General features: G+C 41.3%; 16 protein-coding genes. 5 read left to right on the top strand and 11 right to left on the bottom strand.

Annotation, left to right across the window (positions count from 1 at the left end; translation table 11 throughout):
- Nucleotides 1–251: 251 nt before the first annotated feature.
- The 4 genes from ACYZZR_RS04355 to ACYZZR_RS04370 all read right to left on the bottom strand — a co-directional run bounded on the left by ACYZZR_RS04355 (nt 252) and on the right by ACYZZR_RS04370 (nt 3,546).
- Entirely contained in the window at nt 252–1,124 is an 873-nt protein-coding gene (locus ACYZZR_RS04355; RefSeq protein WP_461532779.1) for a nucleoside phosphorylase, read from the bottom strand.
- A gap of 19 nt (nt 1,125–1,143) precedes the next feature.
- Nucleotides 1,144–2,070, bottom strand: a complete 927-nt coding sequence (locus ACYZZR_RS04360) for a DUF1835 domain-containing protein (RefSeq protein ID WP_461532780.1) — start codon at nt 2,068–2,070, stop codon at nt 1,144–1,146.
- A gap of 151 nt (nt 2,071–2,221) precedes the next feature.
- Nucleotides 2,222–2,575, bottom strand: coding sequence for a translation initiation factor (locus tag ACYZZR_RS04365; RefSeq protein ID WP_461532781.1), 354 nt, complete (start codon nt 2,573–2,575; stop codon nt 2,222–2,224).
- A gap of 20 nt (nt 2,576–2,595) precedes the next feature.
- On the bottom strand, nt 2,596–3,546 hold the full coding sequence (locus tag ACYZZR_RS04370; RefSeq protein ID WP_461532782.1) for an isopenicillin N synthase family dioxygenase: 951 nt from the start codon (nt 3,544–3,546) through the stop codon (nt 2,596–2,598).
- Between the two features lie 177 nt (nt 3,547–3,723).
- Between ACYZZR_RS04370 and ACYZZR_RS04375 the strand changes: the two genes are divergently transcribed.
- The 3 genes from ACYZZR_RS04375 (at nt 3,724) to ACYZZR_RS04385 (ending at nt 7,027) form a co-directional block, all read left to right on the top strand.
- Entirely contained in the window at nt 3,724–5,727 is a 2,004-nt protein-coding gene (locus ACYZZR_RS04375) for an alpha-ketoacid dehydrogenase subunit alpha/beta (RefSeq protein WP_461532783.1), read from the top strand.
- A gap of 94 nt (nt 5,728–5,821) precedes the next feature.
- The gene (locus tag ACYZZR_RS04380) at nt 5,822–6,307 is read left to right on the top strand and encodes a lipocalin-like domain-containing protein (protein WP_461532784.1); all 486 of its coding nucleotides are present in this window, start codon (nt 5,822–5,824) and stop codon (nt 6,305–6,307) included.
- A 21-nt stretch (nt 6,308–6,328) separates the two neighbouring features.
- Nucleotides 6,329–7,027 carry an OmpA family protein gene (locus tag ACYZZR_RS04385; RefSeq protein WP_461532785.1) on the top strand — a complete coding sequence of 233 codons (699 nt, stop codon included), beginning with the start codon at nt 6,329–6,331 and terminating at the stop codon, nt 7,025–7,027.
- A gap of 279 nt (nt 7,028–7,306) precedes the next feature.
- On the opposite strand, the gene ACYZZR_RS04390 is transcribed toward ACYZZR_RS04385, so the two are convergent.
- The gene (locus tag ACYZZR_RS04390) at nt 7,307–8,152 is read right to left on the bottom strand and encodes a universal stress protein (protein WP_461532786.1); all 846 of its coding nucleotides are present in this window, start codon (nt 8,150–8,152) and stop codon (nt 7,307–7,309) included.
- A gap of 205 nt (nt 8,153–8,357) precedes the next feature.
- Here ACYZZR_RS04390 and ACYZZR_RS04395 point away from each other — a divergent pair, with 205 nt between their 5' ends.
- Nucleotides 8,358–9,494: a HEPN domain-containing protein gene (locus tag ACYZZR_RS04395; RefSeq protein WP_461532787.1), complete on the top strand. Its 1,137-nt coding sequence runs from the start codon at nt 8,358–8,360 to the stop codon at nt 9,492–9,494.
- Nucleotides 9,495–9,554: 60 nt separating this feature from the next.
- Here ACYZZR_RS04395 and ACYZZR_RS04400 read toward each other — a convergent pair whose 3' ends face one another.
- A complete protein-coding gene (locus ACYZZR_RS04400; RefSeq protein WP_461532788.1) occupies nt 9,555–10,922 on the bottom strand; it encodes a tetratricopeptide repeat protein in 1,368 nt (455 codons plus the stop codon).
- 324 nt (nt 10,923–11,246) lie between these two features.
- On the opposite strand from ACYZZR_RS04400, the gene ACYZZR_RS04405 reads away from it, so the two are divergent.
- Nucleotides 11,247–12,554: a dipeptidase gene (locus ACYZZR_RS04405; protein ID WP_461532789.1), complete on the top strand. Its 1,308-nt coding sequence runs from the start codon at nt 11,247–11,249 to the stop codon at nt 12,552–12,554.
- A gap of 248 nt (nt 12,555–12,802) precedes the next feature.
- On the opposite strand, the gene ACYZZR_RS04410 is transcribed toward ACYZZR_RS04405, so the two are convergent.
- From ACYZZR_RS04410 to ACYZZR_RS04430, 5 genes are all read right to left on the bottom strand, one after another.
- Nucleotides 12,803–13,447, bottom strand: a complete 645-nt coding sequence (locus tag ACYZZR_RS04410) for a DNA alkylation repair protein (protein WP_461532790.1) — start codon at nt 13,445–13,447, stop codon at nt 12,803–12,805.
- Between the two features lie 23 nt (nt 13,448–13,470).
- A complete protein-coding gene (locus ACYZZR_RS04415; RefSeq protein ID WP_461532791.1) occupies nt 13,471–14,757 on the bottom strand; it encodes a hemolysin family protein in 1,287 nt (428 codons plus the stop codon).
- Between the two features lie 208 nt (nt 14,758–14,965).
- Nucleotides 14,966–16,555 (bottom strand): NADP-dependent glyceraldehyde-3-phosphate dehydrogenase, encoded by a 1,590-nt coding sequence (locus tag ACYZZR_RS04420; protein ID WP_461532792.1) that lies wholly within the window; start codon nt 16,553–16,555, stop codon nt 14,966–14,968.
- A gap of 57 nt (nt 16,556–16,612) precedes the next feature.
- Nucleotides 16,613–17,875, bottom strand: a complete 1,263-nt coding sequence (gene ilvA / locus ACYZZR_RS04425) for a threonine ammonia-lyase IlvA (protein ID WP_461532793.1) — start codon at nt 17,873–17,875, stop codon at nt 16,613–16,615.
- 53 nt (nt 17,876–17,928) lie between these two features.
- Nucleotides 17,929–18,660 (bottom strand): class I SAM-dependent methyltransferase, encoded by a 732-nt coding sequence (locus ACYZZR_RS04430; protein ID WP_461532794.1) that lies wholly within the window; start codon nt 18,658–18,660, stop codon nt 17,929–17,931.
- Nucleotides 18,661–18,710 lie beyond the last annotated feature (50 nt).

The raw sequence follows: 18,710 nt of genomic DNA on the forward strand, positions 1-18,710 counted from the left end.
CTCTGATACTTTTAATTCTCCCTTTTCAATCTGACTTACCAAACTTAATTTTAAATCCAAGTCAAAAACTCGTCGGGTTCCTGATTTTTTCATGTTGTATTATCTTGCGAAAAAGGGCAACCTATTTCAGGCGTAGTCATTTTGTTTTTCTGTGCTTTTGTTTTTTTGCTTAAGATGCTTTGAGCTAGAGTGGAGATTTCCTGCCTATGCTTTGGGTATAAAGACCTCAATACTAACATCTCCATACTAACCTACACCTCCCCAATTTTTTCGAGTACGTAGGTTACGAGTTGGGCTATCACCCGATCCGGATCGGAAGCAAAGCTACCACTTGCTCTGTTGGCGATAATAGCGCTTAGAGAGATAGCTTGGTGTCCCAGGAGTTGAGAGAGACCATATATGGCAGAGGTTTCCATTTCCAGGTTGGTTATTTTAAGGGAATCAAAAGTAAAACTCCGGATCTTACTGTTTAGCGAAGGGTTTTGTAATGGGAGTCTTAGCACTCGTCCCTGGGGACCGTAAAACCCGCCGGCAGTGGCGGTAATGCCCTGGTGTATTTCCGGGCTGTGAAAAATGTCGAGTAGGGTATGACTTGAGGGAATAAACAATGGTCTAGCTCTATTCTCATCCCATGCGGTATGAGCGATAAAAGCGTCTTCTACAGCTACATTTCTCAGACTTTCGGTGCGATAGGCGTGTAGCATTCCGTTGATGTCGAGTGCATATCGGCTGGCGAGAAAGCTCCCTACTGGAACTTCTTGCTGAAGACTTCCCGATGTTCCTATACGGATGATTTTTAAAGGGGTAAAGCGCTCTTTTGGGACGCGTGTTTTGAGATCGATATTGAACAGAGCATCGAGTTCGTTGAGTACGATATCGATATTGTCGGGGCCTATACCTGTAGAGATTACAGAGATACGGCGTCCGTTGTAAGTACCTGTTTGTGTTTTGAATTCTCTTTTTTGTACACTGAGCTCTACGGTGTCGAAATGGCGAGTAATCTTTTCAACCCTATCGGGGTCACCTACAAAAATAATGACAGGGGCAATATGCTCGGGTCTCAAATTGAGGTGGTATACACTGCCATCTGCATTGAGTAGGAGTTCGGAAGCTGCAATTTTCATATTTAGGCCTGTACTGTAATTACAATTTCAGAAGTTTTGAGGTGTCTTCATGATACAGAAAACTGTATTTTTTTGCCCCACCGAGGTATATGTCTTCACTCTTTATAAATGGATAATAATTTTCTGCTCTGCTCAATACATTTTTACCTTCCTGATTGAGTCTAACGGGACTAAATGACTTAAATAAAGGCTTTAAGTGTCCGAGCATATTTATGTATTGCATATCGCCATAGCCGTATTGCGTATCCATTTTTACCAGCGATTGTACAAATTTGCTTTTACTTGCTATTCGCTTTTGATCTGCCGTTTGGAGCACCTTATTTTCAAGTTCGTTCAAGCCGTTTTTAACCGTGGGAAAGCGATGGAGGTGAAGGGCTATGGCATCGGTGAGATACGGAAACTGAGAGGAGTTGAATTTAGAGAAAGTTTCGAGTCGGAGCGGAGTGTCGCTACAGTACAGCTGCCAGAGATAGTCGGCGTATTCTATATCGTCTTGTGTAAGTGTAATACGCGATTGATAGAGTTTGTGAAGTTGTTCTTCCGAAAAGTTGGTGAGGATAAAAGGAGTAGATTTTTTCTGTTTTTTACAGACCAGTGATATCTGGGCTCCCTTGCGGTGTTTCTTAAGCCAGCTGGCTACTGCAATCATATTGATCTGACAGAAGAGGTCTTCGTCAAACCACAAAACGATTTCTTCTTGGGACTTCTGATTGCACAAGCGTCGGTATTCTTTAAGAGTAGCCTCTATAAAATTGGCTTTGCTGATTTTGTAGTACCGATGTAAATACTCGTAGCGTGTTTTCCAGAACGATTCACTTCCTACCTCTGTGAGGGTTTTCCCTTCGCAAAGCATCTCACGCCAGGTAATAATTTCTCCTTCCAACTTTAACTTCTTGAGATAAGAAGTAAAGTCATCCCCATTGGTAATGTGCAAGGTTGTAGTCATTTTCAGAATTTTTGTTTACAATTAGCCAAAAACTTGTTTTATAAATGAACCTAAAACCACTTTATTTTCTTTACAAAAACGTTTAAACCAAACTGTTGTACAATACAAACATACGTCATATAAATCACATTATTCGAATCGCACATCAGAATTAACCTCCCACGCGTTTTACGTGATATCCTTCACTTTTAAGCAATTCCATAACTTTATCTCGGTAATTGCCCTGTACTATAATCTCGCCATCTTTTACCGAACCTCCTACGCCGCATTTGGTTTTCAGCATTTTTCCCAAGGTCTTTAAATCGTCTTCACTACCCTGAAATCCGGTGACCACGGTTACCGTTTTTCCACCACGTCCCTTATTGCTAAAACGGGCTTCGAGATATTGCTCATTCGGAGGTGGTGTTTTTTCGTCATTTTCCTCGTCATTCACAGGCAGGTCGCCCGTAGAAAACACAAATCCCCCAAGATCCTCAAGACTGTTAAGTCTGTTGCCTTTTGCCATAGTGTAACTCTCTGTTTGAATTATGCTTTAATAAGACCGAGTTCAATAAGTCGTTCGTTTAGAAACTCTCCCGCAGTGGTATCCTCATACAATTTCGGATGTTCTTCATCGATGCAATTTTCCAGGCAATTCAGAGGCATATCACTTACCGGATGCATAAAAAACGGAATGGAATAGCGCGAGGTACCCCATAGCTCTCGAGGTGGATTGACCACTTGGTGTATGGTCGACTTGAGTTTGTTGTTGGTATGTCTCGAAAGCATATCGCCCACATTAATCATCAATTCGTCGGGTGCTGCAATGGCATCGATCCATTCTCCGTTGTGATTTTGTACTTGTAGTCCTTTTCCTTGTGCTCCCATGAGTAGGGTAATCAGGTTGATATCTCCGTGTGCCGCTGCCCTAATGGCATTTTTTGGTTCGGAAGTGATGGGAGGGTAGTGTATTGGACGCAATATGGAATTACCGTTTTTAATCCATTGGTCGAAATAATTCTCATCGAGAGAGAGGTGAAGCGCTAGAGCTCTCAACACGTATTTAGCCGTCTTCTCCAGCATTTTGTAGGTTTCCTTGCCCACTTCGTTAAAACGAGGCAACTCGTCTACAATTACATTTGGAGGATATGCCGCTTCTAGTTCCGGATCGTCTTCTACATATTGACCAAAGTGCCAAAACTCTTTTAAGTCACCTTCCTTTCTTCCCTTGGCGTGTTCTTTTCCAAAGGAGGTATATCCCCTTTGTCCGCCTATACCTGGAATTTCATATTTTTTCTTTACCTCTTCGGGTAGGGAAAAGAAATTCTTGATCTCTGAATATAGGCTATCAACCAGAGTATCGGAGAGAAAATGTCCTTTGAGAGCCACAAAGCCTATCTGTTCATAAGCGTCGCCCAACTCCCTGATAAACTTGTTCTTTTTTTCGGGATCGTCGGAAAGAAATTCCCTCAGATCTACACTTGGTATCTTGTTCATTGTATCCGTATTTCCCGTATACTTGTTTACGGGTATATTGTCCTTACTTTTACAAATTTAGGTAATTAGCTTGTTATACTAAAAAGATAGTTATCAACAATCGAGATTAATATAACAATAATACTGCGTATTGTTATTTTATTTACATTTGACTATGCAGACAAATTATGTGTTTTTATGAATTCTTATACTTCTATTCCCGATACACTCCAATACGACGTAAAAAATATAGATAGCGACCAATTGCTAAGGCTTTACCGTCAAATGTTATTACCTAGACTCATAGAGGAAAAAATGCTGGTACTCTTGCGTCAAGGCAAGGTGTCGAAATGGTTTAGCGGCATCGGACAAGAGGCGATTGCGGTAGGGGTAACGGCAGCTCTTAAAAGCGAAGAATACATTCTTCCCATGCATCGCAATTTAGGGGTGTTTACTACGAGGGAAATACCGCTCAAAAGGCTTTTTCTGCAATGGCAGGGAAAGGAAGGCGGATTTACCAAAGGGCGAGATAGAAGTTTTCACTTTGGCAGTCGAGAACATCACATTGTGGGGATGATATCCCATTTAGGTCCGCAATTGGGAGTGGCAGACGGAATTGCGTTGGCGCACAAATTGCGCAAAGAAAAAAAAATAACAGCAGTTTTTACCGGAGAGGGAGGAAGTAGTGAAGGCGATTTTCACGAAGCCCTCAATATAGCTTCTGTATGGGATTTGCCCGTTTTATTCTGCATAGAAAACAATGCTTACGGCTTGTCGACTCCCACAAGAGAGCAATATCGATGTGAGCATCTCGCCGATCGCGGACAGGGATACGGCATGGAGTCTTTTATTGTAGACGGTAACAATATTTTGGAAGTTTATAACAAGGTATCTGAACTCGCAGAGAGCATGCGGGCAAACCCACGTCCTGTGTTGTTGGAATTTAAGACTTTTAGAATGCGTGGACACGAAGAGGCCAGCGGAACAAAATACGTTCCGGAAAAATTGAGGGAGTACTGGGCAAAAAGAGATCCCATTGAAAATTACAGAAAGTTTCTGATAGATGTGGCTATACTTACTGAGGAGGCAGATGAAAAGATTCGAAAGGAAACAATCTCGTCTATTAACGATGAATATGAATTAGCCTCTAGAGTTCCCGAGATAAAGTTTGACCAGGGCAGAGAACTGGGTGATGTGTTTTGTCAGCATACTCAAGAACAACAGCCTCCGACAGGTTTGGAGCGAAACATCCGTTTTGTAGACGCGATTTCAGAAGGACTGTATCAATCTATGGAGCGCTTTGATCAATTGGTGATCATGGGACAGGATATTGCAGAATACGGAGGGGTCTTTAAGGTAACTGAGGGATTTTCCGAACGCTTCGGTACTGATAGAGTACGCAATACTCCAATATGCGAATCAGCCGTGCTTTCCGCTGCGATGGGCTTGGCTGTAAAGCAGATGAAAGCCGTGGTAGAAATGCAGTTTGCCGATTTTATTTCCAGCGGTTTTAATCCGGTGGTCAACTATCTCGCAAAATCGCATTATCGATGGAGTCAAAATGCCGATGTGGTCGTAAGAATGCCCTGTGGCGGCGGAGTAGGAGCAGGTCCTTTTCACTCTCAAACCAACGAAGCTTGGTTTGTCAAAACACCCGGACTCAAAGTGGTTTATCCAGCTTTTCCAAAAGATGCTAAGGGGTTGTTGACTGCAGCTGTAGAAGACCCAAATCCGGTATTGTTTTTTGAGCACAAAGCTCTGTACAGAAGTCTGTACGGGCAAGTTCCTGAAAATTATTACAATATTCCTATAGGTCGGGCAGCGGTGTGTAGAGCGGGAGATAAACTTACGATAATAAGCTATGGAATGGGAGTACACTGGGCACTGGAAGCCGTTGATGAAATGCAGCTTACAGCCGAGGTAATCGATCTGCGGACACTACAACCACTGGATACCACAACGATTTATCAGTCCGTAAAAAAAACGGGGAAAGTAATCGTGTTACAAGAAGACAGCCTCTTTGGAGGTATGGCTGCGGAGATTGCTGCACTCATATCAGAACACTGCTTCGAATACCTCGATGCTCCTGTGCTGAGAGTGGGCGGACTGGAAACTCCTGTGCCTTTTGCGAAGGCTTTGGAAGAAGAGTATTTGCCAAAATCTAGGTTGCGAAGTGCATTACAACGATTATTGGCATACTGATGTCGATTGCTTCAGTATGATTTATTTATTGTCTGCTCTTGTACAATAAATTTCTTTTTTTTTCGTACTTTTAAAAATAAAAAACACATATATCATGACGAAAATTCGTGCTATCATTGTCTTGTTAGTTGCCGCTGCGGTAAGTTCGTGTTCGCTGTCTAAAGCCAATAAAGAATACCGTGGAGCCATAGTAGGCAATTGGATATTGAACGATGTTACCTATACTGGAAGCAGTGGTAATTTTAAATCGGTATTGTTCAACGACGTATCTGACGACTGTTTTAAAAACAGCCAGTGGTTTTTTAGAAACAGTAATAGTACCGGATCGTATACTATTAATCCTGGGGCAGATTGTATGGAAGGCACCCGCAATATCAGATGGTCTGTTTATGAAAGGGGAGAAGGTGGCAGTCAATTACAATTCAAATTTATTGATGACAAGAAAAACGATGTGAGTGGAGGATATGGCTATCGCCTAGATATTGTCGCACTCGATCAGCAACAAATGACTTTACAAACTCAAACTACGGTAGAAGGAGAACCCATTACGGTGGTATATCACTTCTCAAGATCTTATTAAATTAAATACAACACAAAAATTATGATTAGAAAAACATGGTTTAGAGCGGGGGCAGCCATAGTAGCGCTCTCTTTGATAATTTCAGGTTGTGACACTGTTAGAAACGCCGGAAACAAGGAAAAAGGAGCTGTAATAGGAGCTGCCGGTGGAGCCGTTATCGGTGGCATACTTGGAAACAATATTGGCAACAAGCAAAATTCGGCCTTGGGCGCGATTATCGGTGGTATTGTAGGTGGTGCAGCGGGTACCTATATCGGAGATAGAATGGATCGCCAAGCAGAGCGAATAGAAGAAGAAATTCCGGGTGCGGAAGTGACAAGAGTGGGAGAGGGGATTAATGTGACTTTCGACGAAAAGAGCGGAGTGTATTTTGCGACAGATAAATACGATATCAATGCTGAATCGGCTGAAACACTCAACAAACTCGCCGGAATTTTTAAAGAATATCCCAATACCCTTATTCTTGTAGAAGGCCATACCGACAATACCGGAAGTGCAACCTACAACACCGGACTCTCACAGCGAAGAGCAGAATCGGTAACTAATTATTTGTCAGGCCAAGGAGTGTCTTCGGGAAGGTTTACCACCAAATGGTACGGAGAAGATCAGCCTAAATACGACAATAGTACCGCAGAGGGAAGAGCTAAAAATCGAAGGGTAGAAATAGCTATCATAGCTGATGAACAACTCAAACAGGAGGCCAGACAGAAAGCACAGTAAGCTGGGATAATAGAATAATATTGAAAAGGAGTACGTTTTGTAAAAATGTGCTCCTTTTCTTTTTCAATATTTTTTAGAAGCCCGGGATATTGTATGAAGAAGGATTCACACTATAGAAATATAAAGAATTAAGACAATCTTTGGTAGCGCGCTTTCCCTGTGCTATTTTTTATATTTTTGAAAAAGGCAAAAACGTATTGTGATTTTTGGTGTTTTACATACCGACAGAAATCCTGAAATAATTAGAAAAAGGATAGTGAAATAGCTGAGTTAGGATTTCTATTTCTCTTCATTTTGAAGAATGAGCAAGGGGATATCGATATGGTAACACATATCTCTGGTATGGCTCAAACCGAACAAGTGATGCAAAAAGTGGTGTTTCTTGGCTACCATACACAGCAATTTAATATTGTGGCAGTGTACAAAAACACGAGTAGCATTGCTCAGTGATTTTTCCGGGAGCATATAGAATTTGGTATTCGGAGGGAAGTTTTTTTCCATCCTTTGTCTACTGCGCTCCTGACCGTCACTTAGACTTTCCTTTTCCGAAACGTGGTACACTCTGATTACAGAAGAAAATCGATTGGCTATACCGAAAAGTACATCCAGATTTTTTTGTCGATAGACGGTGTCGTAATCGGTGGCAAAGGCTATTTCTTCAATAGGAGAGAAGGTAGCACCGTCGGGGACGGCGAGGAGTGGAACTCCTATTTTTCCTATAAGATTGGCCGTATTACTTCCCATAAGAGCCTCTTTAAGTCCACTGTTCCCACCGGTACCCATAACTACCATATCGATGTTTTTTTCTTTGCATACATCGGCAACTGCATTAGTGAAATAATCAAACTTTGAAATCGTAGAAAAGCTGTGTGATTCATTACTGCGGTTTGCAGTCAATTCGGCCTGAAGCTTTTTAAGCCCTTCTTCAGAAGAAGCCTTTACGGCGTTGAAAAGAGTTTGAGTAGCTCCCGAAGAACTCATCGCATCGCCCGAGCTAATGGCGTTTGGGGAGTAGGAATTAAGGATAAAAAAGACCGTTTGCTCTCCTGCGTAAAGCGCCATGGCGTAATAAATGGCATTTTCGGCATTTTTTGAAAAGTCCGTGGGAATAAGTACGTGGTACATAAGCCGGGTCTTTAAAGATTAACACTCCAAAAGGTAATAAAAAAAACGCATTAGGGCGCTATAAATCATCAAAAAAATGCCATCTCTTGAGCGAGATAAAAGGCTATTCAAATAAAAAGTAAGAATTTATTTGGGCTTTTTTTACTGTTAGGGTGTATCTATACTAAAGGGTGCTCTCTAATTGATAATCAAAACAAAGATCGATATGAATGCGAATACACAGAAAATAGTCCACAGAATAGTCAATTTGGTAAAAGTTGAATACATATATCACTTCGTAACGGGAGAGGAGGAGAATCGTCTGGAATGGATTCTCGTGTTATATCCGGAAGGAACTCTGAACTTACAACAAGACCAAAAGGAAGTTATTTCAAAGATTTTGGAGGATAGGAGCGGCTGTGTAATCCGGTTTTATTCTCTGCAGTATGCGCTGCGACAATTGCGAGAAGGCAATCTGTTTTTTCTAAGGGTATACGACGGGAGTAACCTAGTGTATAACCACACGGAAGACACCCCGGAAAGCCTTATGGACGATATTTCTCCCGAAGAAGCATTGCAATGTGCAGAAAGTCGTTTTAAACGGGATATTGACAGAGTTAAAGCCTTTAAAGCTGGAGCTGGATTTTATGCCGACAAGAAAGATTTTTCTCAAGCGCTATTTATGATACATCAAGCCATGGAATTAGGGCTCAGGCTTATCGAGATTATGTTAGTAGGTAAAGAAAGGGTTTGTCATAATATTCAAGATCACCTAAAGTATATAAAGACATTTATTCCGGAACTCGACAGCCCGTTCTCCGACGGAGAAGACAGCTTGTTGCGCCTGCTGAATTCGGCATACAAAGGAGTGAGATACGACAATGATATAAAGGTTTCGGAAGCACAGATCACACTCTTAAATAAAAAGGCCAAAAAGCTAATACAAGATATTTCAAATTTGTTTGATCAACACCTTCAATCTATACGATACAGATTTTCGGAAATACTGGAAACTTCGGACAACTTTTACAGTTCAAAGCAACTCAGGGAAACAAGGGAAAGAATCAAAGAGTTGTTGCAAAAGACGTTTTTTAAACACGACCAAAACTCATCTCAGGTGTATTACAAGGGTCATTTACCAATAAGCAGTCCTCAGGAAGTACTCGACGGAATATCCAGTCTTATAGCATTGTGTATTATGGCCCTTCACAATACAGATAATAGTGAGCCCTCCATGAATACACACCTCAAACGCGTGTTGGAAATGGCCGTGACACTTTTGCCGTATGAAGCGATGCAGTGTCTTGAAGAATTGGTGGGGAATGACAATATAGACAAGCACATCCCATCGATTTCTCCATGAGGCAATTTCAATAAAAAAACCAGGGCCAAATCGGCCCCGGTATTATAAATTTATGAGACATTATAGGTTGGGTACCTTAACGCTACCCCCAATCCAACAGCTGAAGGTCAGTGTTTTTCCGGCCATTCCTGAACTAAATATATCTTGTTTACTGGGAGCACGACCTTCATAACTCGACACCGCCTGAGCCGCTTTAGTTTTTAGTGAAGGATCCACTTGCCCTGCTTTTCGAGCCATTTCGGCAGCTTTCCAGTACACTGCTCTTTTCTCAAAAGGAGTACTTCCACATTCGTTAGCACTACTGGCGTAGAGGTGGGCTATAATGAGATAAGGAGTACCGTTAGCCGGATTTACATCCAACGCTTGTTGCGCATAGTTTCGCGCTGTAGTCTTTTGTCCTCTGCTACTTGCTTTAGAAGCAATACTGGCCAGTCTTTGAGCCTTTTTAACAGCATCAGTTTCCAAGTCGATAGATTGCTTAAAAAACTCCATAGCTTTGGTGTTATCTCCCTGTTCTTCATACAGCGAACCCAAATAATATTTCGAATTTGCAGAAGGTTCTATCTTGTCGAGTGCTTCCACAAGTTTTACAAACAGAGGATCTCCGGCACATCCCTTTTCATCCATTTTTCCCGCAGCGCTTTTTAACCAATCGGGGTCGTTTTGTTTGGCATCAAAATTCTTTTGATACAAGGGGATAAGATTGTCGCAATCTGCTAAGTTACCCAGCTTGGTGTCGATACTGCTACTTATGGTTTCATAACTCGCTCCATTTTGTCGAGCGGCCGCAAGTATTTGCTTTTCTTTTGCAGAAAGTGTTCCCGCTTCTTCCTTGGATACATACTTTACAATGGTCTCTGCGAGTTCCTGATTTTCTTCAGAAATCTTGGCAGTAACCTGGTCGTACACATCAAAAACTTCCTGAAGATCCTTTTTGCCTTTCTCTTGAAGGTCCACAAGAGTAGAGAAGTAGAGGTATAGTGCTTTCGGACTTTTAAAGGCAGATTTATCCGATTTAAAAGCCTTGTCGAGAATACCGTATATCTCCTCTTCGCTACCCAATTGATTATCCTGCTTTAAAAGAGCCATATCTATAAGACTCCCTGTTTCAGTATATCGATCTGGGAAGTTTTTTGGAGCGGTCTCATAAAGTCCGCTCAACATTTTGATGTACTGATCCTTGTTGGCTACATCGCTTTTAATCTTGTGCTTTAAAATCTGTTCGCCGTAATGATAAGTGGCCCAGTGTAGGGTAGGGCAATTTTCATACACCATTTTCCATGCATCATAGGCCGAATCGTAATCTTTCTTTTTCGCATGCTCAGCAAAAATGGATAGGTTTTGAGTACACTCAGCATTCTGAGCCTGTCCGAAGGCAAAAACAACAGCGCCTAAAACACTTGCTAAAACAGAAATTTTCCTTTTCATGATCTACTTTATAATTGTGAATTGATAAACGTATAAGTGTAATAATAGCAAACTTAAAAAAACATACCTAATTACATCCCTCTCAGAGAGAAATTTGACGTTGCAAAATACGAAATGTATAATTTTATCGCTATAATTAGTGTAAATAATTTAAAAAATTGTGTTATTTAATTCTAAAAAATAAGATAAGTTGTATAATTACATAAGTTAAATAAAAAGATAATTTACGGTTTGTAATGAAAAAATTTTACTGTATATTCATTTTTTTAAACTAATAGAGGCTTTTTTATGAGTCTTTTGCCACAAAACTTAATTATTAATTCAATGAGAAAACACTTTCCACTTTATTTGGTGCTTCCAGTGCTATTTGCCTGTAACAACCAACCAAAACAACAAAAAAAGGATGACGACACTAAAAATGATACTGTACAACGTGCCCATGTAATTCACGACAAGGTACTTACAATGGATACACACGTTGATTTTGACCCAAAAAATTTTACCGATAGTATCAATTACACCCAAGATTTAAATACTCAGGTTAACTTGCCAAAAATAGAATCTGGTGGTTTGGATTTAATTTGGTTTAGCGTGTATACCGGACAGGGGAGTCTAGATCAGGAAGGATATGATAAAGCATACAAAAACGCTATTGACAAGTTTAATGCAGTGCATTGGTTTACCGAGGAATTTGCTCCGGATAAAATGGGACTTGCTCTGACTTCTGAAGAGGCGCGAAAAATAGCTGCGGAAGGAAAAAAAGTAGCTATGCTCGGGGTAGAAAATGCTTATCCCATTGGGACTGATATCAGCCGTGTAAAAGAGTTTTGGGAACGAGGAGCGAGGTATATGTCACTGGCTCACAACGGTCACAGTCAGTTGAGCGATTCCAACACGGGAGAAGCCGATAGTACATGGCTGCACAACGGACTGAGCGATCTTGGAAAACAAGTTGTCGCTGAGATGAATAAATACGGCATTATGATCGATATATCGCATCCGTCTAAAAAAGCTATGCGGGATATGTTGGATATCACAACAGCCCCTATAATCGCTTCACATTCCGGAGCCCGCGCACTCTGTGACCACAGTCGTAATTTGGACGACGAACAACTGGAGTGGATCAAAGAAAATGGAGGAGTGGTTCAAACTGTTGCATTTGCCGGATACGTAAATCTCGAGAAGAGCAAAAAGATGAGAGATGCGATAAACAAAGCCTATGACGAAGGCGCTAAAGCCAACGGATTTGAGATTTTAAGAGGAGCTAAACTACGCGCTTTATCAGAAGCCGACCGAGCTGACTACGATGCTAAATACGAAGCGTTGAAAGTGGAACTCAAACCGACCATTGATTCGCTATACACAAACGGTGATCCGGTTACAGTGGCCGATTTTGTAGACCACATAGATTATATGGTGAATAAAATCGGAATTGACCACGTAGGGATTTCTTCCGATTTTGACGGTGGCGGTGGTATATACGGCTGGAATGACGCCTCAGAAACATTTAATGTCACTCTGGAATTGGTTAAAAGAGGTTATACCGAAGAGCAAATTGCAAAACTTTGGGGAGGCAATCTCTTTAGAGTATTGGATGAGGTTCAAGCAGCAGCTACTTATAATAAAGAATAAGTAAGCGGTATAATAAAGTCTAAACCGTTTGAAATAAACTCGCTAAATGATTTTATTTTAAACGGTTTTTTATTTGACCAAGTTTTGAGAAGTTAATACTCATATTAAATTAACCGTGCTTGGCGACAGTCTATTAAATATTTATCTATAACAATATCTATACAATGGGGAAGTATTTTACAAAATACTATTTTACATAATATATATTATAATACAATTTGAAAATTGATAATTCCAGATATAGTATTTTATTTTTCTCTTTTTCTCACCTCAATCTCTATAAATGCCGGCAAATAGTTTGGAGTACATCCTTTTGCAACTTTTTCATCCTTGTACAAGGCGGAATCTAGGCCGATTTTTATACAACGGTCGCGGTAATTTTTATCGTATACCCCAATCCAACCCGCGGTGAAATTCATAGCCCATTGAACTTCTGGTTCTTCCGTAGCCATATTGTTTTCTATAGCTGAAAGCAAGTATGCTGTATTTTCCGGAGGGGTTTGTCCGGTCCATCTCAACCTGGCTTGATAATACCAATAAATGCGCCTTTGCAGCGGAGAAGAACTGTTTTCCCAGCTTTCAATAAGTGCTATGGTCTCTTTACTCTTGGTAAGCTGATTAGCCATTAGCCAATCCATCAGATAATTGCGTTCGTCAAAGTTGTGATTTTGCATATCCCCGACCAGATTGTCGACGACATCTTGTGAGAGCTGTTTTTTATCCATTACAAGAATGGCAAACAATCTGGGTAAATACTCGCCTGTAGCCCACAATTCCAAAGCTAATTGATGATTGTTTCCAGTCTCCTTAGCAAGCTTTCTCAAGGTTCCAAGTTTGGTAGATTCAGCGCTTATCTGTGAGTAAATATCTCGAGCTTTCTGGGTTAGTTTCATAGCAATTACTTTTGTTATACAATTTAAGTAGCGGTTCCGTTTCTAGTAACCAATATTTTGTCTATTTTCTGTCCGTCTTTGTCGATCACCTCCAAAATGTAGTCTTCTACAAACACCCGGTCTCCAACATTGGGGATTTCATTTGATTCGAATATGACCAGTCCGGCTACGGTGGTAAATTTGTTGTATTGCTCGTCGGTCAAGTCGATTTCGAAGTATTTGGTAAACTCGTGTATGGCGTATTTGCCGTCAACCAGCCAACTGTTTTCATCCCGTTGTGTTATCTGATATTCTTCTTGGTCTACCTCTGTGGCTTCGCCAATTAAAGCATCCAATATATCGTCCATAGTGACCATTCCCTGTACCGTTCCGTATTCGTCAACTACGATTCCGTAGTGTATTTTTTCCTCCTTAAACACTTCTAGAACTTTATAAGCGCTTGTACTCTCGTTGAAATACATAGGGGTAACAAGGTGATCTTTTAAATGGAACTCCCCTTCGGTATCGGATGTAAACAAATCCTTTATCAGTACAATTCCTATAATATCGTCTATACTATCTGAAGTAGAAACAGGATATGCGGAATGTTTTTCTTCGTTGATCTTGGTCTTAATCGCTTCATAGCTATCGCCTACATTAAAATAGACAATATCGCTCCTATGTGTAAACAGCGAGTTTACCCTCCTGTCTCCAAATTCAAAAACCCGATTTACAATATTCTGCTCTATATCTTCAATCTCGCCACTTTCTGCGCTTTCTTTTACAATAGATTTTATCTCTTCTTCAGACACCGCATTTTCTACATTGCTTTTTATCCCTAACAACCGCTGTAAAAAATTATTCGAAACTGTGAGCAACCAAACAAAAGGCGAAGTCAGTATAGACAGCCATCTCATAGGTTTGGCGACTATGGTAATAATCGGTTCCGGAAATGTCATTCCTATTCTCTTGGGTAAAAGCTCGCCCAGTACAATGGAAAAATAAGTGATGGCTACTACGATTACAACGGTGGCTATCTGCTGTGAATACGGCTGTAAAACTTTAATATTGTTTAGAATATCAACTACATCATTCGTCAAGTTTTCGCCGCTGTAAACACCCAATAAAATTCCGATAAGCGTTATTCCTATTTGGACAGTAGATAAAAATTTGGTGGGGTGTTCGTATAGATCTAATGCGATTTTGGCTCCTTCACTGCCTTTTCTTTTAGCGTTTTCGAGCTTGAATTTTCTAGAAGACACCAATGCCAGTTCCGACATAGCAAAAATACCGTTCAGTACGATGAGTGCCAAGATGATGATTAATTCCATTGAAGTTTAATAATGTTGTGCTTTTATAACAGCTTATATACAAATATAAACAATTCGCCAATCTCATTCCCCATTAACTTAGTAACTCATTAACCTATTACCCCATTAACCCACAAACCACAAAAAAGCCCCATCGTATCGGCATAGCCTACAACGATGAAGCCTTATCAAACGGTGACGGTGGATATATAAATTTTTCTCTAATATCCTACAAAATATAATCTGTATTGACAAAGTTGGAAGCCTTGCTGTCTAACAACTCTTCGAGTATTTGTCTGTTGTAATCGTTGTCTTTAGACGCTACAAAAGTTCGGATAGAAAACGAACGCAGGGCATCGTGAACACTGAGGGTTCCCACGGCAGAATCCTTTCTTCCCGTAAACGGATAAACGTCAGGACCTCTTTGGCAAGAACTGTTGAGATTTACTCTGCACACCAAATTTACCAGGGTATCGATGAGCGGAGCCAGGGTTTTGATGTTTTTTCCAAACAGACTCACCTGTTGCCCATAATTAGAATCGGCCATATCGTCTAGAGGCTCTCGTATGCTTTTAAAGGGAAGTATGGGAATCACGGGACCGAATTGTTCTTCACTGTACACGCGAGCCTCTTTACTTACGGGATAAAGTACAGCGGGAAAGATATAATTTTCAGATACTTCTCCTCCCCTTTTGTTGATCACCTTTGCTCCTTTGTCTACCGCATCATCTATCAGTTGTCGTATATAGCCCGGTTTTTCGGGTTCAGGAAGTGGAGTAAGCATCACTCCGGGCTCCCAAGGGTTGCCGAACTTAAGGCTATCAACTCTCTCTGAAAACCTCTTGTTGAACTCATCTACAATGTCTTCGTGTACATAGAGCACTTTGAGTGCTGTACAACGCTGTCCGTTAAAAGACAAGGTTCCTGAAATACACTCGTCTATGGCCAGGTCGAGATCGGCATCGGGCAATACAATGGCCGGGTTCTTAGCTTCCAGTCCCATAACCAATCTCAATCTGTTCTTATTAGGGTGTTGGTCTTGTAGTGCAATGGCCGATTTGCTATTGCCAATCAGTGCCAATACATCAACGCGACCGGTAGCCATAATCGGGGCTGCCACTACCCTTCCTCTACCGAAAATCACATTTACCGCTCCTTCCGGAAAGCTGTTTCTAAAGGCTTCCAGCAGCGGAGTAAGCAACAAAACCCCGTGCTTTGCCGGTTTAAAGATTACGGTATTTCCCATGATGAGTGCGGGAATAAGCAGTGCAAAGGTTTCGTTTAGCGGGTAGTTGTACGGCCCCATACAGAGCACCACTCCTAGCGGTCCTCGGCGGATATGGGCATATACCCCGTCTTGCTTTGCAAATCGAGCGCTATCTCTATCGAGCTGTTTGTAATCTTCTATAGTGTCGTAGATATAGGCTACAGTTCTGTCGAATTCCTTTTCAGAATCGGGCAGACTTTTTCCTATTTCCCACATCAAGAGTTTGACTACCTCTTCTCTTTTGGTTTTCATTTGAGTCACAAACTTCTCCATACAAGTAATGCGATCCTCTACTCTCATGGTAGGCCATAAGCCCTGTCCTTGATCGTAAGCATTACAGGCTGCATCTAGAGCTTCCAAGGCCGAATCTCCATCCATATCGGGTACTGATCCGAGTAAGGTAGGACCGTACTCTCCTTGGTCATTTTGGGTTCTAATCGTAGAATACACCTTGGTAAACGGACCTTCCCACTTCCGGAGAATTCCCTTAGAGAGATAACTTTGCTGATGTAATAACTCTTTGATTCTGAAGGCTTCTTCTACATTTTTCATGGCTTTAGATATTTGTGGTTAGCAGTCTGTTTAAACCTGATTACAAACACCTCTAATTTACACTAAAAACTGAAACAAATCTGGTTTGTTATTCAGGTAATCCCCGTAAAAATGGTGTTTTTTCATACGCTCAATAAGCGGGGCCAAATCGGCCTCACTTTTGAGTTCAATACCCACCACTGCAGGAGCGTTTTCCCTGCTGTGTTTTTTGGTGTATTGAAAATGGGTAATGTCATCGCTAGGACCGAGTATATCCGCTACAAATTCTTTAAGTGCTCCCGCCCGTTGTGGGAAGCGCACAATAAAATAGTGTTTCAAATTGGCGTATAGCAATGCTCTTTCCTTGATTTCAGGGGTTCGGGTAATATCGTTATTGCTTCCGCTTATCACGCAAACTGCAGTTTTACCTTTTATTTTATCCCGGTAAAAATCTAGTGCAGAAATGGTAAGCGCACCGGCCGGTTCAACGACTATAGCATCTTTGTTGTAGAGGTCGAGTATGGTTTGACAAACTTTTCCCTCGGGTACAGTGATGACCTCGTGAAGCAATTGTTTACATATTTCAAAGGTTTTGTCCCCTACCCTTTTTACAGCAGCTCCGTCTACAAATTTTTCTATATGCTCCAGCTCGGTATTTTGGTTATTGGCAATAGACTTACTCATTGAAGGAGCCCCTTCGGGCTCTACTCCTATAATCTTGGTGTTTGGAGAAAGGGCGTTGAACACTGTAGACAAGCCAGAAGCCAGTCCGCCTCCACCAACGGGAACAAACACATAATCGATAGGAGTATCTGTTTGCTGCAGTATTTCCAGCCCCACTGTACCCTGTCCTTCTATCACTTTTTCGTCGTCGAAGGGGTGTACAAAAGATTTGCCCAATCTCTTGCACTCTGCCAGAGCTGCCTTATTAGAATCGTCAAAAGTATCTCCCTCCAATACGATATCTATATAGTCTCCGCCAAACATTTTCACCTGACCTATTTTTTGTTTAGGGGTAGGAACGGGCATATAGATGGTTCCTTTTATTCCCAATTTATTGCACGACATCGCTACTCCCTGCGCGTGATTTCCCGCGCTGGCACAGACAATACCACGAGCTTTTTCGTCTTCAGAAAGCGATCGGATTTTATTGTATGCTCCTCTGATTTTGTATGACCTAACCACTTGCAGGTCTTCTCGTTTCAGAAAAATATTTGCATCAAATGCACTTGAATAGGTGATGCTATAAGAAAGTGGTGTACGCTCTGCTACTCCTTCTAAGGTCGCTGCTGCTTCTTTTACCTGTTCTAATGCAGGTATATATTTTGTAGTCACATCCATAAGTCTTTTCTGTTTTCGGCTTGTTGTTTATAAAATGAGGTATTTCTCCTTCGTTATTTAATGCCACCAAAAGCGGCAAAACAACCATTTTTATGTAAAATTTCCACCTTTTGAAAGCCGGTCTTTCTCAGTAATTCCATTTGACAGGTCACCGATCTGGGTGAATCTTCTTTTTCTATATATTCAAAAACGTGCTTGCTGTAATCGGCGCCTCCAATATCGTCTAAGTAATTGCCGTAATCTTCCCAGAAAAAGGTATGTACTTCTTCCGAATCGTGAGCGACGAGGTCGGATATCCAGAAACTTCCTCCGGGTTTCACAATGCGATATACCTTTTGAAAAACACTTTCCCAATCGGCATCATCTCTAAGGTGGTGCATCACTGCACCTGCAAGCACAATATCGAATTGCCCGTCGGAAAATTGGGCGTCTCTGATATCTCCGTGAAAGCTTTCTATGCGTCCGTTTGTATTCGGACTAATACGCTCTTCTGCTCTGCGAAGCATGGGGAGTGAAAAATCTACTAGGCTACAGTTCAGATCGGGAATCTCCGACAGCATTTTAAGGGTGTAGTTACCTGCACCACAGCCCACATCGAGCAGATCGGTGGCATTTGGATTGGCCGCTTTGGCAGCCTTGGTAATGAGTCTCAGTGTAATTGGGGCATCTATGGTTGTCTTCTGACCGGTTTCAAGATTAGAAAAGCGCTCCACATCGTTGTCGAAACGCGACCTGATCTCGTCGTTGGTCGATTTGTGTTTAAAGTCCTGCTTTTCGAATCCCACTTTTATAATAATATTTTCTGATAAGAGCAATAGGTATAAAAACCATTACC

Source organism: Sinomicrobium sp., from assembly GCA_029266035.1.
GTDB lineage: Bacteria > Bacteroidota > Bacteroidia > Flavobacteriales > Flavobacteriaceae > Sinomicrobium.